Genomic DNA, 15225 nt, shown 5'->3' with positions numbered 1-15225 from the left:
GTGCTTGCGCGACGTATGCAGCGCTGCCGGTCGTTAGCGCCCCGGCGAGCGTTGCCTCAATGGCTGGAGATTTCCCACATCACTGCGACATTCATCTTGTTGGATTCGCGCAGCATGTCGAGCAGCGGGTAGGCGCGTTGTGCGAGGCGTGGACCTTCGTCATCCCGCTCGGCGGCCGTCTTGCCTTCGTTCTCTTTCTTTGCAGTCTCTTTGTCTTCTGCGATGGCCGCTTCCAGCTTGGCGATCGCCGCCCCGGTTTCGTCGTCGCCAATCGCGCCGCGCTCGCCAACCTTCTTGCCGACGATGCCGAGCAAATACTGCGCGAGATTCTCCAGCATGGCGACGTCAGGTGACGCTCTCGACTTGAACGTTATCAGCATGGTTGCCTCCATATTCGACTTATTCGACTAATCCCCACCGCCGCTGCCCCACCATGTCACGCAATGAGGGGTGCCGCGGGCACCGTGAGATCATCATACACCTGTTAAAATCCGTTGCTAACGATTCAACTGCCTGTCTGGACGCCGTCCGGACGCACCTGAAACACCCGCCATGCTACCCGCACAAAAGAATGCTCTCGTCGCGCTGATCGGCGACGTCGTCACCGGCCTGATGCCGACGGACGGCACCGCACCGGCTGCGCCGACGATCCTGCTCGAACGCCCGAAAGTCGCCGCTCACGGCGATCTGGCCTGTAACGTGGCGATGCAACTCGCCAAGCCGCTGCGCGCCAATCCGCGCGAGCTGGCACAGAAGATCGCCGATGCGATCCTCGCCGACGCCCGCGCCAAGGGCCTGGTCGACGCCGTCGAAATTGCCGGCCCCGGCTTCATCAACCTGCGACTGGCCAACGCCGCCAAGCAGTCGGTGGCCGCCGCCATCCTGACCGAAGGCGCTGCTTTCGGCCGCCGCGCCGCCAGCAACGAGGCTGCCCCGGTACTCGTCGAGTTCGTCTCGGCCAACCCGACCGGCCCGCTGCACGTCGGCCACGGCCGCCAGGCCGCGTTGGGAGACACCATCTCGGCGCTGCTCGGCACGCAAGGCCGCCCGGTGCACCGCGAGTTCTACTACAACGACGCGGGCGTGCAAATTCAGACGCTGGCGACTTCCGTGCAGGCGCGTGCGCGCGGTTTCAAGCCGGGTGACGCCGAGTGGCCCGAGTCGGCCTACAACGGCGACTACATCGGCGATATCGCCCAAGATTTCCTCGCCAAGAAGACCGTGCAAGCCTCCGATGGCGAACCGGTCACCGGCAGCGGCGACGTCGAAGACATCGAATCGATTCGCGCGTTTGCCGTGGCGTATCTGCGCCGCGAGCAAGACATCGATCTGCAAACGTTCGGTGTGATCTTCGATCAGTACTACCTCGAGTCGTCGCTGTATGCCGACGGCAGCGTCGTGCGCACGGTGCAGGCGCTCATCGACGCAGGCGTGACGTACGAGCAGGACGGCGCGCTCTGGCTGCGCACGACCGATTACGGCGACGACAAAGACCGCGTGATGCGCAAGTCCGACGGCACGTTCACGTACTTTGTGCCGGACGTGGCCTATCACACGCGCAAGTGGGACCGCGGCTTCCATCAGGTCATCAACGTGCAGGGCTCGGACCACCACGGCACCATCGCCCGTGTGCGCGCCGGCCTGCAAGCGCTGGGCATCGGTATTCCGAAGGGTTACCCCGACTACGTGCTGCACAAGATGGTCACCGTCATGCGCAATGGCGAAGAGGTGAAGATCTCCAAGCGCGCAGGCAGCTACGTGACCGTGCGCGACCTGATCGAATGGTCGGGCGGCATCACCGCCGAGACGCCGGTCACCGACCCCGTCGCGCGTGAAGACGCCTTGCGCCGTGGCCGCGATGCCGTGCGTTTCTTCCTGATTTCGCGCAAAGCCGACACCGAATTCGTCTTCGACGTGGATCTCGCGCTCAAGCAAAACGACGAAAACCCGGTGTACTACGTGCAGTACGCGCATGCGCGTATCTGCTCGATCCTCACGCAATGGGGCGGCGACGAAGCCCAGCTCGCGAATGTGGACCTCTCGCCGCTCGACAGCGAACGGGCCCTCGCGCTGCTGCAATTGCTCGCCGAGTATCCGGACATGCTCACGCGTGCCGCCGAAGAACTGGCCCCGCACGCCGTGGCGTTCTATCTGCGTGACCTCGCGGGTGCCTTCCACTCGTTCTACAACGCCGATCGCGTGCTGGTCGACGACGAGACCGTCAAGCATGCGCGTCTCGCGTTGCTGGCGGCCACGCGTCAGGTGCTGCGCAACGGTCTGGCTGTGCTGGGTGTGTCTGCACCGGCCAAGATGTAACTCTTCCACCCACTTTCCGAACCGTAATACGCAACGGAACTCTGTAAGGACGGAATCGACTCGATGGCAAACAAACGTCGGCAGCCCCGCCAGCGGGGCGGCACATTTCTGGGCATCGTGCTCGGCCTGATCGTTGGGCTGGCCGTTGCTGTCGTCGTCGCGCTCTACATCACGAAGACGCCGACCCCGTTCGTCGAAAAGACGCCGCCGCGCCCCGCCGATAACTCGCCGGCCGCGCAGCCGCCCGATCCGAACAAGTCGCTCCAGCCGCGCACCCCGCTGCCGGGCGCTGTGCCGGGTGCCGTGACGCCGGACACCGCGTCGCAACCGGCCGTCACGTCGCCGCTGGTGCCGGGCACGCCTGTCACGCCGGAAGCGACGGCACCGACCACACCGCCGGCGACCCAGCCGACGACGCCGCCGGCCAAGCCGTCGCCTTCGGACATTCTGAACGGCAAGTCGACGGTGCCGGTGGCCCCGCCGACCACGCCGCCGGCGAGCGCCACGGATAACGCCAGCACGGGTTATTACCTGCAAGTGGGCGCGTTCAAGTCCCAAACCGACGCTGAGCAACTGCGCGCCAAGCTGGCCCTCTCGGGCTTCGAGGCGAAGGTCACGCAGCGCGACGCCAACGGCCTCACGCTGTTCCGCGTGCGCTTGGGCCCGTACGGCAAGCTCGACGAGATGAACCACGTGCGTCAACGCCTGCAAGACGGCGGCTACGACACGGCAGTGATCCGTTTCACGAAGCAGTGAACGTAAAAGGCGTTGCACCTGGTGCAACGCCTTTTGTCCGCGCTTGCGCCAGCACGGCAGGCGTTGGGGAAATGCCCCATCATGCGGGGGCAATCGGCAGTATCGGCACTCTCGGTGCGTTGAACCCGGCGAACGCTGCCCGGTCATACGCACTGGCGAATGTGCCTTATTCCGGGATATGGTTTCGCAGAGGCGCGGCAACATTAGCGCTGGCGCGTCTGCTTCACTCCTACACAACGATCATGAAAAAACTTCTTGGTGCCGTTCTGATTTCTTTCGGGTTCCTCTCGGGTGCGGCGGTTGCCTCGCCGGAAGCCCCGGTCGCGGGGACCGACTATCTGACGATTTCGCAGCAGCCCCTCTCGGCGGGCGCTGGCAAGATCGAAGTCACTGAATTCTTCTGGTATGGCTGCCCGCACTGCAACGCCCTCGAGCCGTCGCTCGAGAAGTGGGTGAAGGCGCAGGGTAAGGACGTGGTGTTCAAGCGCGTGCCGGTGGCGTTCCAAAGCCGATTCGAACCGCATACGCGCATGTTCATTGCGCTGACTGCGCTGGGCAAGGAAGCCGAACTCACGCCGAAGGTGTTCAACGAAATTCACGTCAAGCACAACTACCTGCTGACGAAGGACACACAAGCCGATTTCCTCGCGCAGTTCGGCATCGATAAGACGGCTTACTCCAACGCGTACGATGCCGCTGGCAAGCCTGCCATGGCGCGCAAGGAAACGCCTGTGGAGCTGGCCAACAAGATGTGGCAAGACTACAAGATCGACGGCGTGCCGACGATCGCGATTCAAGGCAAGTACCTCGTCTCGCCGGCCACCTCGGGCGACGCGCTGCAAAAGGCCGGCAAGCCGGCCACGACCGAGCAGCAGACGTTCGACGCGGCGCTCAAGACGGCCGATTCGATCATCAATCAGATCCGCGCGAAGAAGCTCTAAGCTTCGCGCCTCACAAAGCCCGGCTCCGGCCGGGCTTTTGCGTTCATGGCGACACATACTGCATCACCGAAGGTCTTCATCACGGGCGCCTCCAGCGGGCTGGGCGAGGCGCTCACACGGCATTACGCCGCCGAGGGCGCCATTCTCGGCTTGGTCGGCCGGCGCGGTGACAAACTCGCCGATCTAGCCGCGACGCTGCCGCATCCGCACGCCGTGCATTGCTATGCGCTCGACGTGCGCGACACGGTCGCGCTGCGTGCCGCCGCCGAAGACTTCATGTCGCGCCACGGCACCCCGGACATCGTCATTGCCAACGCCGGGATCAGCCACGGCGTGAACACCGAAGACGCCGCCGATCTGCCACATTTCGCGTCGGTCATGGACACCAACTGGATGGCCATGGTCGCGACCTTCAGCGCGTTTGTCGGCCCCATGCGCGCACGCAAACGCGGCACGCTCGTAGGTATCGGCAGCGTGGCGGGTGTGCGCGGTTTGCCCGGGCACGGCGCGTACAGCGCGTCGAAAGCGGCAGCGATGACGTATCTGGAAAGCCTGCGCGTCGAACTGCGCGCCGATAAAGTCGCCGTGGTCACGATCGCCCCGGGCTACATCCGCACGCCGATGACGCACGGCAACCCGTTCCCCATGCCGTTCCTGATGGACGCGGACAAGTTCGCCCACAAGGCCGCGAGCGCGATCGCCCGGCGTAAGCGCTTCGTCGTACTGCCGTGGCAGATGGGCGTCGTGGCTTGTCTGCTGCGTCGCCTGCCGCGCTGGCTGTACGACATGGCTTTCGCCAAAGCACCACGCAAACCACGTATAGCGGATCGGCAGAAACCGGCCGACACCACCGCCAGTTCGCGCACTGACGGCGACGCATCGTAAGACATCCCCGGGGGGGCGCTTAAGCGCCCCTTCCTCTTGGCGCGGCCCGCATGCTGCCCTGCCGACGCTCTCCCGCCCGTTCGCCCTCCCCGTCCCACCCCTGAAACAATTCACCGCCAGCGGAATATTGACCCGTTGTGGTGCATCGCGTACCTGCGCTAGAGTGGATAAGTAACTCGAGTAGAGGTCACACAAACGACGCACACACGTCATTCGAACGGTTTTGCCGCCACCAGAGAGAAGACCCATGCCGGGCGCATTTCAGCGGCGTGAGGCTTCCGAGTGCGGCGCTCCCAACCAAGAGCAGGAGAGGCACATGCAGGCAACCCCCACCGGCACGCCGGTCATCGATCCGGCGCTGCGACGCAAGGCTGTGATCGGGTCTACGCTGGGCAACGCATTCGAGTGGTTCGACTTCACCGTCTACGGCCTGTTCGCCGTGGTCATCGCCAAGCTGTTCTTTCCCGCCGTCGACGACACCAACTCGCTGCTCGCGAGCGTGGCATCGCTTGGCGTTGCGTTCTTTTTCCGTCCGATCGGCGGCATCGCCTTTGGCTTGTATGCCGACCACGCGGGCCGCAAGTCAGCGCTCTCGGTGATGGTGCTGCTTATGGCGTTGGGCACCGGGCTCATCGGTATCGCCCCGACCTACGCGACCATCGGTTTTGCCGCGCCGCTGCTGATTCTGCTGGCGCGGGTGATTCAGGGCTTCTCCGCCGGGGGTGAATTCGGCGGCTCGACGGCCATGCTCATCGAGTTCTCGCCGCCGCACCTGCGCGGGTTCTACGGCAGTTTCCAGATGTGCTCGCAAGCGCTGGCCGTCGCCCTCGCCGGGCTGTGCGCTTACTTGCTCAACACGGGGCTGACGAAAGAAGCGCTCGAATCGTGGGGCTGGCGTCTGCCGTTTTTGTTCGGGATTCTGATCGGGCCGGTGGGCTTCTACATTCGCCGCCGCATGACGGAATCGCCGGAATTTCTGGCCTACGCAGCAGTACGTGAGCCCGCGCGCCGCACGCCGCTCGCGGAAGTCTTCGCGAATCACTACCGTGCGCTTATCGCCGGTTTTGGCCTGACGGTCGCGGCGACCACGTCGTTCTACGTCACGCTGATTTACACGCCGATTTACGCCGTCAAGCAACTGGGATTGACGCAGGGCGCGGCGAGCCTGTCGACGTTTGTTGCAGCCATGCTGATCGCCGTGCTGTGCCCGCTCACGGGTTGGCTTTCGGACCGTGTGGGCCGCAAGCCGCTGATTCTGCTGTTCGTGCTGCTCTACGGTCTGGTGTCGTTCTGGATGTTCACGCGGCTGCATAGCGCGCCGTCGATGGGCAATTTGCTGCTCGCCCAAATTCTCCCGGCGATTTGCATGGGCTTCGTGTGGGGCGCGTTCCCGACGGCGGTGACTGAAGTGTTCCCGGTGGGCGTGCGCTCGACGGGCGTGTCGATTCTGTACAACGTGTCGGTCATGCTCTTCGGCGGCCTCGCGCCGTTCTGGATCACGTACCTGATCAAAGCGACGCAAAACGAACTGGCCCCGGCGTATTACATCTTGCTGACCGTGGCGATCAGCTTGGTGACGTACGGGTTGCTCGGCCGTGACGGCCGTCACATTCCGTCGGCTGCGCAGCACGCCTAACGGCGTGGCAATTCGATGTCAGCGCCGCCCCGCGATGACTGACATCGGCATGCGACCTAAAACCCCGCGCTCGCGTTTGCGACGGCGGGGTTTTTTCTTGGACCTCCGGTGCTTCGGCGCCCAGCACTAAAACGTCTGCCCCATGTTCGAGTATCAGGATTGGCTACCCTTCAAGTTCGCGTCGGCGCGCCTGGACGGCAAACTGCATGAGCGCACCGCGATCTTCATCGAAGCGACGTTAGCGACGACGGGGCAGCGCGTGTGTTTTCAATGGGATACGGGCGCACCGTCGAATCTGCTTTACGGTCGTGCCGCCGCTCCGGCGTTAGGTGTGACCGACGACGCACTGCCCACGGAGATGAGCCTCGTTTTCGACAGCGGGTTGCGCATGCAAGTCGACTTCGAGACACGCGCCGCACTGGGTAGCGCACCGCGCTCGCCCGACGAGATACCGCTGATTGGCACACTCGGCTACGCCTTTACGCGGGGCATGGCCATCGCCATCGACTATCGCGAGCAACGCATTTACTGGCTGAATGCGGATCAGATGGACACGTTGAGCGCGCGCTGGCCGGCGCACTTCTCTCGATACCGGGAAAGCGCGGGCAACTTACGCGACAAGATTCTGGTGGATTACAGCGCCCCGATGTTCAGCGGGCTGGCGATCTTCGATACCGGCAGCAGCATGTTCGAACTGGTGGTGCCGCCAGACCAATGGGCCTTGATTCCCGACACGGCGACGGCAGAAGACCGTCCCGCACCGATTACGGTCCCCGCGTGGGGCAATCCGCTGGTGATGCTGCCCAAGCGCACCGACCTTGCGCTGCAAGTCGGTGGTCAGCCAGTGCACGTGACACTGGCCTACACGTTGCGCGATGACGACCGCATGGCCCCGACGATCGGCAACGCGCCGTTCTTCGATCGCATCGTCGTCATCGACACCGTAGGCAAACGCTTCGGCGTGCTGCCGCGAGATTGATACCGAGCGACAGCGCACCATCACGCGACGCCATTCAGCGACTGCGCGATTCCCTCATCAAACCGGCGAAAACCGCCACACACCCTTCTCATCGCGCGCACGCTTGAGTTCCCCCGTACGCCACAGCAAATGCAAGTGCGCCAGCGCTTCGCCCATCGCGAACGTGGTCTGGTGCGCATCGAGCTTGCGGTGGAACATGATCGGCACGATATCGCCCGCGCTTTGCGGCGAGCGGGCACACGCCTCGCGCACTTCCTGCAAACGCGCCGCGTGGTGATCGCGCAGTTGCCGGATACGCGTGTGCAACCCCGTGAACGGTCGGCCGTGCGAGGGCAGCACGAGACAGTCGGCAGGTAGTTCGAGATAAACGCCGAGCGAGTCGAGGAACAGTTGCAGCGAGTTCGCTTCGGGCTCGATGTCAAACACGCTGACGTTCGTGGAAATGCGCGGCAGCACCATGTCGCCTGAGATAAGCAAATTGTGCTGCTCGCTGTACAACGCCATGTGTTCCGGCGAGTGGCCGTAGCCCGCAATCAGCCGCCAGTCACTTCCACCGATGCGCAACGTCTCGCCATCGCGCAGGCGATAAAAGCGTGACGGCACTTCTGGCACGAGATCGCTGAAATAGGTCTTGCGATGGCGAATCTGGTCGATCATCGCTTCGTCGGCAAGGCCGTGCGCAATGAAGTGCGCGACGGCAAATTCGCCCCCGGCGTTCGAACTATTGTTGTTATCGCCCGACGACATCAAGCGGCCCCATGCATAGTCGCCCAGCGACATCGCGAGACGCGCATCCCAACGCGGTTTATCGCCGCCCTTGCAGATCCAGTGCGCCAGACCGAGGTGATCGGGGTGGCAATGCGTCACGACGACGCGCAGCACCGGGTCGCCACCGAGGGCCGTCTCGAATACCTGCTCCCAATACGCTTTGATTTGCGGATGCGTGATGCCGCAATCGACCACCGTCCAGCCTTTGACGCCATCGATTTCGTCGCGCAGCAGCCACAGATTGATGTGATCGAGCACGAACGGCAGGGGCATGCGCACCCAGAAGACGCCCGGCACGACTTCGTGCACGGTGCCGCCGTCGGGCAGGAGATCGCCAAAGGGGTAGTTCAGTTGTTGTTCGAGGGCATTCACGGGGGCCACGCTCCAGATGGGCTTGTTTTGTTGTGCTTTCAGTTGACGCCGTCACCGATTGCATACGATGCGACTTGACGCTAACGTAAACGGCAATTCTATCTGCAATGGTAAGCGCCCGCTTAAACGTGACCGGGGCATACCTCAGCCACGCGCACACCATGCCTGCCAATACGATGCTGACCTACACGATTACCGATCTCGCGCGCGAATTCGACATTACGCCCCGAGCGATCCGCTTTTACGAAGACCAGGGGCTGCTCACGCCGGCGCGCGAAGGCCCGGGCGGACGCCATCGCGTCTACACCGGTCAAGACCGCACGCGCCTGAAGCTCACCCTGCGCGGCAAGCGCCTCGGACTGACGCTCTCCGAAATCAAGACGATTCTCGATCTCTATGAATCGCCCAAAGACACCGTGCCTCAGCTCAAGGTGTTTCTGGAAACGCTCTCGCAGCATCGCCAAGTCCTCGAACAACAACTCGAAGACCTGCACGCCACGCTCGACGAGGTGTCGCAGCACGAAGCCCAATGCCTCGCACTGCTCGAAGCGGCCGGGGAATCGGCACCGCCCGCGCTGTCGCGCCGTGCGAAGGTGCCCGCGCCGTCGCACTGAGCTCGTTTCATTGAGCTCGCCGTCCTGACGCCGGGCTGAGCGGCACGCAGCGGGTGCCCGGTGACGGCCGGGCCTGCGAACCACATTCCATTTCTGGAAAGTCCCTACTTTACGTTTACGTAAACGTAAAGTAGTATTTCCGCACTTGTGGTCTCAATGCCGCCCATCGCCATGAACGTTTCCGTCTCTCAAGCCGCGCCGCTCGACGACGCCATCGCCGCGAAAATTCGCGCCAGCTTCGATGCCCAGGGCGTCATGACGCATTGGGGCGCGCACATCACGCATCTGGCCGACGGACACTGCGAGATCACACTGCCGTTCTCCGACAAGGTCAACCAGCAGCACGGCTTCTTTCACGGTGGTGTCATCGGCGCGATCGCCGACTCCGCCGGTGGCTACGCGGGCTACACCCGCATTTCGCCCGAGCACGAGCTGGTCACGGCCGAATACAAACTGAACATTTTGGCGCCGGGCAAGGGCGATACACTGGTCGGACGCGGTCAGGTCGTCAAAGCCGGACGCTCGCTCATCGTCGCCACCGCCGAACTTTTCGTCATCGACGACGGCAAATGGACGCTGTGCGCACTCATGCAGCAAACGCTGTTCGTGCTTCCGCCCTCGCGCTGATCCGCACGGCCCAGCTCACACGCTGCATCCGCTGAATTCGCCCCACTCCGCATTCGAACGCACACAACACCATCGAACATACGCGCGGGCCATAAGCCACGCGCCATCTTCTGGAGACTGCCTCATGACTATGCTGCCCGGCCTCAACTTCATGCTCGGCGAAGACTTGGACATGCTGCGCGACTCGGTCGCGAACTTCGCGGCGAAGGAAATCGCCCCGCGTGCCGCCGAAGTCGACCGCACCGACCAATTCCCGATGGATCTCTGGCGCAAGATGGGCGATCTGGGCGTGCTCGGCATGACGGTCTCGGAAGAGTACGGCGGCGCCAACATGGGCTACGTCGCGCACATGATCGCGATGGAAGAAATCTCGCGCGCCTCGGCCTCCGTAGGCCTATCGTACGGCGCGCACTCGAATCTCTGCGTCAACCAGATCCACCGCAACGGCACGGCCGCGCAGAAGGCGAAATATCTGCCGAAGCTGGTCTCGGGCGAACACGTCGGTGCGCTGGCCATGAGCGAGCCGAACGCGGGTTCTGACGTCGTCAGCATGAAACTGCGCGCCGAGAAGCGCGGCGACCGCTACGTACTCAACGGCACGAAGATGTGGATCACCAACGGCCCGGATTGCGACACGCTGGTGGTCTACGGCAAGACCGATCCGGAAGCCGGTGCGCGCGGTATGACGGCCTTCATCGTGGAAAAGGGCATGAAGGGCTTCTCGGTCGCGCAAAAGCTCGACAAGCTCGGCATGCGCGGCTCGCACACCGGTGAACTGGTCTTCGAGAACGTGGAAGTGCCGGAAGAGAACGTGCTGGGTCAGGTCGGCGGTGGCGTCAAAGTGCTCATGAGCGGCCTGGACTACGAGCGCGCCGTGCTCGCCGGCGGCCCGCTGGGCATCATGCAGGCCGCCATGGACGTGGTGGTGCCGTACATCCACGACCGCAAGCAGTTCGGCCAGTCGATCGGCGAATTCCAGCTCATTCAGGGCAAAGTCGCCGACATGTACACGATTCTGCAAGCCAGCCGCGCGTATCTGTACGCGGTGGGCCGCCAACTGGATTCGCTGGGCAGCGATCACGCTCGCCAAGTCCGCAAAGACTGCGCTGGCGTGATTCTGTACACCGCTGAAAAAGCCACGTGGATGGCCGGTGAAGCGATCCAGATTCTCGGCGGCAACGGCTACATCAACGAATATCCGGTCGGCCGCCTGTGGCGCGACGCCAAGCTCTATGAAATTGGCGCCGGTACGTCGGAAATCCGCCGCATGCTGATCGGCCGCGAGTTGTTCGCGGAAACGATGTAATCGACGGAAATTCAAGACTCTCAGGGAGGCAGCAAGGGCGACGCCATATCGATACGGGGGCACCTCCGAAGGCTACAATCAGCCGAAGATCGCCCCTGCGCCCTTCCCGACCGGTATGAATCACTTTCCGAAACTCCTGTCGTCGCAGATTGCTTACGATGTCGCCCGCACGATGCTGGACGGCTTCGATAAGCACTACCGCATCTTTCGCGAGGTGTGCGTGGCGGCGCAGGCGTGTTTCGAGGCGGGTGATTTCATGGGCATCCAGAAGCTCCAGCGCGACCGCATTGCGTATTACGACGAGCGCGTGCGCGAATGCATTGCCACGCTGGAGGGCCGCTTCAACGCGCAGTCGCTCGACGACGATGTCTGGCAGCAAGTGAAACTGCACTACATCGGGTTGCTCACCGAGCATCGTCAGCCGGAACTGGCCGAGACGTTCTTCAACTCGGTGTGCTGCAAGATGCTGCACCGCTCGTACTTCAACAATCGCTTCATCTTCGTGCGCCCGGCCATTGCGACGGAATACATCGAAAACGATGCCCCCGCCGCCAAGCCGACTTACCGCGTGTACTACCCCGCGCAGGACGGCATGGCCGCCACGCTCTCGCGCATCGTCACGAATTTCCAACTGAAGCGCCCGTTCGCCGATCTGCCGCGCGACGTGGCCTACGTGATGCGCGCGATCGACGAAGCCTTCGGCGACTTCGACGCCGCGCCGAACTTCCAGATTCACGTGCTCGCGTCGCTGTTCTTCCGTAACAAAGCCGCGTACATCGTGGGCCGTATCGTCAATGGCGACGTGAGCACGCCGTTCGCCATTCCGATCATGCACGACGCCGACGGGCATCTGGCGCTCGACACCGTGCTGCTGCGCCGCGACGAACTGCGCGTGGTGTTTAGCTTCACGCATGCGTATTTCATGGTGGATATGGAAGTGCCGTCGGCTTACGTGCACTTTCTGCGCACCATCATGCCGAGCAAGCCGAAGGCGGAGCTCTACACGTCGGTCGGTCTGCAAAAGCACGGCAAGAACCTGTTCTACCGCGATTTTCTGCATCACTTGAAGCATTCGAGCGACAAGTTCGTCACGGCCCCGGGCATTCGAGGGCTGGTGATGCTCGTCTTCACGCTGCCGTCTTACCCGTACGTCTTCAAGCTCATTCGCGAGCGCTTCGCGCCGCCCAAGGAGACGACACGCGAGCAGGTGAAGGCCAAGTATTTGATGGTCAAACAGCATGATCGCGTGGGGCGCATGGCCGATACGCTGGAGTTCTCGAGCGTCGCGTTTCCGCTCGCGCGCTTCGACGATGCGCTACTCGCCGAGCTTCAGGCCGAAGTGCCGTCGCTGCTGGAGTACGACGGCGACTCGCTCGTCATTCGACATTGCTACATCGAGCGCCGCATGACGCCGCTCAATCTCTGGCTGCATCAGGCCGCGTCGGACGCCGAGATCGATCACGCCATGCGCGAGTACGGCAATGCGGTCAAGGAGTTGATGGCGGCGAATATCTTCCCGGGCGACATGCTGTACAAGAATTTCGGTGTCACGCGCCATGGCCGGGTGGTCTTCTACGATTACGACGAACTGGAATATTTGACGGATTGCCACATCCGTCGAGTGCCAGAACCGCGTAACGAAGAAGAGGCGATGTCGGGGGAAGTCTGGTACCGTGTAGGCCCGCACGACGTGTTTCCGCAGACGTTTGAGACGTTTTTGACCGGCGACCCGCGCGTGCGGCACTCTCTGAGCCAGCATCATCCGGACTTCTTCGACCCGGCCCTATGGCAAAGCCATCAGGAACGGGTGCAAGCCGGTCAGATGCACGACTTCTATCCGTACGATGTCTCGCTGCGTTTCGTCAATCGCTACGGCACCGGCAGCGGTGCCACGCAAGCCACAGCCCGCCCTGCCCGGGCGGCTGCGGCTTGAGCGGTCGACCTCACACAGCGCACGACACGCCTGCCGGATGACACGATCATGACTGAAGACAAAGACCAACCCCTGATCCATCTGCTCGACAACAACCGCGCCTGGGTTGCCAGCGTGAACGCGGAAGATCCCGCGTTTTTCGAGCGATTGGCCAAACAACAAGCCCCGGAATACCTCTGGATCGGCTGCTCGGATTCGCGCGTGCCGGCCAACCAGATCACTGGGCTCGCCCCGGGCGAGGTGTTCGTTCACCGCAACATCGCCAACGTGGTGGTGCACAGCGACCTGAACTGCCTCTCGGTGCTGCAATTCGCCATCGAAGTGCTCAAGGTGCGTCACATCATGGTGGTCGGCCACTACGGCTGCGGCGGTGTGGGCGCGGCGCTCGACGGCGCGAAGATGGGTCTGGTCGACAACTGGCTGCGCCATGTGCGCGATGTCTACGAGCGCCACCTGGATCAGATCGACGCGCTGCCCTCGCGCGACGCCCGCCACGACCGCCTGTGCGAACTCAACGCCATCGAGCAAGTGGTCAACATTTGCCACACGACGGTATTGCGCGACGCGTGGGCTCGCAACCAGCCGGTGACGGTGCATGGCTGGGTGTACGGCCTGCGCGACGGCTTGGTGCGCGACCTGCGCATGTCGGTGAACAGCCTTGAAGCCCTGCCGCGCGTGTACGAACGCTGCGTCGCGGCATTTGCAGAACTGCGTAATCCTCGCGCATAGCAACCCTTAGCGGGCGCCGCCACGGTAGCGGCACCCACCCTTGCAGCGCGCGGACGACGCAACGACTGAAGCATTGGATAACTCGGTGCCAACGGCCAACGCCGACGGCACCGATTCACGGTTACAGGAGACCGCCATGCAAGACCCGATCGTTATCGTTTCCGCCGCCCGTACGCCGATGGGTGGCCTGCAAGGAGTGTTCGGCGACGTTGCCGCCCCGCAACTGGGCGCAGCCGCCATTCGCGCGGCTGTCGAGCGCGCCGGACTCAAACCCGAACAAATCGACGAAGTGGTGATGGGCTGCGTGCTGCCCGCCGGTCAGGGGCAAGCGCCTGCGCGTCAGGCCACGCTCGGCGCGGGGCTCCCGCTCGCCGCCGGTGCCACCACCGTCAACAAGATGTGCGGCTCGGGCATGCGCGCGGCGATGTTCGCGCACGACATGCTCGCCGCCGGTAGCGCCGATGTCATCGTCGCAGGCGGCATGGAAAGCATGAGCAATGCGCCGTATCTGCTGCCCAAGGCGCGCGCCGGCATGCGCATGGGGCACGGCCAGGTCATCGACCACATGTTCTACGACGGTCTGGAAGACGCCTACGACAAGGGCCGTCTGATGGGCACGTTCGCCGAAGAATGTGCCGACCGTTACGCCTTCACGCGCGAAGCGCAGGACGCCTTCGCGATCGCCTCGCTCGAACGCGCGCAGAACGCCACGAAAGATGGCTCGTTCGCGTGGGAAATCACCCCCGTGACCGTGCCGGGCCGTAAGGGCGACACCGTGGTCGAGCAGGACGAGCAGCCGTTCAAAGCCAATCCCGAAAAAATTCCGACGCTCAAAGGTGCCTTCCGCAAAGACGGCACGGTGACCGCCGCCAACTCGTCGTCGATCTCCGACGGCGCAGCGGCCCTCGTGCTCATGCGCGAATCGACGGCCAAACGCCTCGGTCTCACGCCGCTCGCGCGCATCGCGGGCCACAGCACCTTCGCACAAGCCCCGGGCCTGTTCACCACGGCCCCGGTCGGCGCGATTCGCAAGTTGTTCGAAAAGACCGGCTGGTCGTCGAACGACGTCGATCTGTACGAAATCAACGAAGCGTTCGCCGTCGTCACGATGGCCGCGATGCACGAATTCGATTTGCCGCACGAGAAGGTGAACATCCACGGCGGTGCCTGCGCCTTGGGTCACCCCATCGGCGCGTCGGGTGCGCGTATTCTGGTCACGCTGATCGGCGCACTGCGCAAGACCGGCGGCAAGCGCGGCGTCGCCAGCCTGTGTATCGGCGGCGGCGAAGCGACGGCCATGGCCATCGAACTCGTCTGACACACTCCGGCTGCCGCGCGTGCGTCTCGCACGGCGGCAGCACAC

General features: G+C 63.4%; 14 protein-coding genes. 12 read left to right on the top strand and 2 right to left on the bottom strand.

The features are described from left to right. Positions 1 to 56 precede the first annotated feature (56 nt). Positions 57 to 380 carry a DUF1840 domain-containing protein gene (locus PPN31114_RS12650; RefSeq protein WP_150679833.1) on the bottom strand — a complete coding sequence of 108 codons (324 nt, stop codon included), beginning with the start codon at positions 378 to 380 and terminating at the stop codon, positions 57 to 59. A gap of 172 nt (positions 381 to 552) precedes the next feature. Here PPN31114_RS12650 and argS point away from each other — a divergent pair, with 172 nt between their 5' ends. From argS to PPN31114_RS12620, 6 genes are all read left to right on the top strand, one after another. Continuing rightward, positions 553 to 2316: an arginine--tRNA ligase gene (argS, locus tag PPN31114_RS12645; protein WP_150679832.1), complete on the top strand. Its 1764-nt coding sequence runs from the start codon at positions 553 to 555 to the stop codon at positions 2314 to 2316. 63 nt (positions 2317 to 2379) lie between these two features. After that, on the top strand, positions 2380 to 3072 hold the full coding sequence (locus PPN31114_RS12640; RefSeq protein ID WP_150679831.1) for an SPOR domain-containing protein: 693 nt from the start codon (positions 2380 to 2382) through the stop codon (positions 3070 to 3072). 242 nt (positions 3073 to 3314) lie between these two features. Then, positions 3315 to 4013 carry a thiol:disulfide interchange protein DsbA/DsbL gene (locus tag PPN31114_RS12635; RefSeq protein WP_150679830.1) on the top strand — a complete coding sequence of 233 codons (699 nt, stop codon included), beginning with the start codon at positions 3315 to 3317 and terminating at the stop codon, positions 4011 to 4013. A 45-nt stretch (positions 4014 to 4058) separates the two neighbouring features. Continuing rightward, complete coding sequence (locus PPN31114_RS12630; RefSeq protein WP_150679829.1) at positions 4059 to 4898, top strand: SDR family oxidoreductase; 840 nt, start codon at positions 4059 to 4061, stop codon at positions 4896 to 4898. A 316-nt stretch (positions 4899 to 5214) separates the two neighbouring features. Then, positions 5215 to 6534 carry an MFS transporter gene (locus PPN31114_RS12625; RefSeq protein ID WP_150679828.1) on the top strand — a complete coding sequence of 440 codons (1320 nt, stop codon included), beginning with the start codon at positions 5215 to 5217 and terminating at the stop codon, positions 6532 to 6534. Between the two features lie 142 nt (positions 6535 to 6676). Then, positions 6677 to 7513 carry a hypothetical protein gene (locus PPN31114_RS12620; RefSeq protein WP_150679827.1) on the top strand — a complete coding sequence of 279 codons (837 nt, stop codon included), beginning with the start codon at positions 6677 to 6679 and terminating at the stop codon, positions 7511 to 7513. A gap of 57 nt (positions 7514 to 7570) precedes the next feature. Here the strand turns inward: PPN31114_RS12620 and PPN31114_RS12615 are convergent, their stop codons facing one another. Next, entirely contained in the window at positions 7571 to 8653 is a 1083-nt protein-coding gene (locus PPN31114_RS12615; protein WP_150679826.1) for an MBL fold metallo-hydrolase, read from the bottom strand. A 161-nt stretch (positions 8654 to 8814) separates the two neighbouring features. On the opposite strand from PPN31114_RS12615, the gene PPN31114_RS12610 reads away from it, so the two are divergent. From PPN31114_RS12610 to PPN31114_RS12585, 6 genes are all read left to right on the top strand, one after another. Then, the gene (locus PPN31114_RS12610) at positions 8815 to 9267 is read left to right on the top strand and encodes a MerR family transcriptional regulator (protein WP_370865868.1); all 453 of its coding nucleotides are present in this window, start codon (positions 8815 to 8817) and stop codon (positions 9265 to 9267) included. A gap of 171 nt (positions 9268 to 9438) precedes the next feature. Next, positions 9439 to 9894 (top strand): PaaI family thioesterase, encoded by a 456-nt coding sequence (locus PPN31114_RS12605; protein WP_150679825.1) that lies wholly within the window; start codon positions 9439 to 9441, stop codon positions 9892 to 9894. A 124-nt stretch (positions 9895 to 10018) separates the two neighbouring features. Next, positions 10019 to 11200, top strand: coding sequence for an isovaleryl-CoA dehydrogenase (locus tag PPN31114_RS12600; RefSeq protein WP_150679824.1), 1182 nt, complete (start codon positions 10019 to 10021; stop codon positions 11198 to 11200). Between the two features lie 115 nt (positions 11201 to 11315). Beyond that, positions 11316 to 13133 carry a bifunctional isocitrate dehydrogenase kinase/phosphatase gene (gene aceK / locus PPN31114_RS12595; protein WP_150679823.1) on the top strand — a complete coding sequence of 606 codons (1818 nt, stop codon included), beginning with the start codon at positions 11316 to 11318 and terminating at the stop codon, positions 13131 to 13133. A gap of 48 nt (positions 13134 to 13181) precedes the next feature. Continuing rightward, positions 13182 to 13862 (top strand): carbonate dehydratase, encoded by a 681-nt coding sequence (gene can, locus PPN31114_RS12590; protein ID WP_058377007.1) that lies wholly within the window; start codon positions 13182 to 13184, stop codon positions 13860 to 13862. 136 nt (positions 13863 to 13998) lie between these two features. Next, a complete protein-coding gene (locus PPN31114_RS12585) occupies positions 13999 to 15180 on the top strand; it encodes an acetyl-CoA C-acetyltransferase (RefSeq protein ID WP_150679822.1) in 1182 nt (393 codons plus the stop codon). Positions 15181 to 15225 lie beyond the last annotated feature (45 nt).

Source organism: Pandoraea pneumonica, assembly GCF_902459645.1.
GTDB classification, from domain to species: Bacteria; Pseudomonadota; Gammaproteobacteria; order Burkholderiales; family Burkholderiaceae; genus Pandoraea; species Pandoraea pneumonica.
This window is presented reverse-complemented; position numbering and strand designations above follow the sequence as displayed.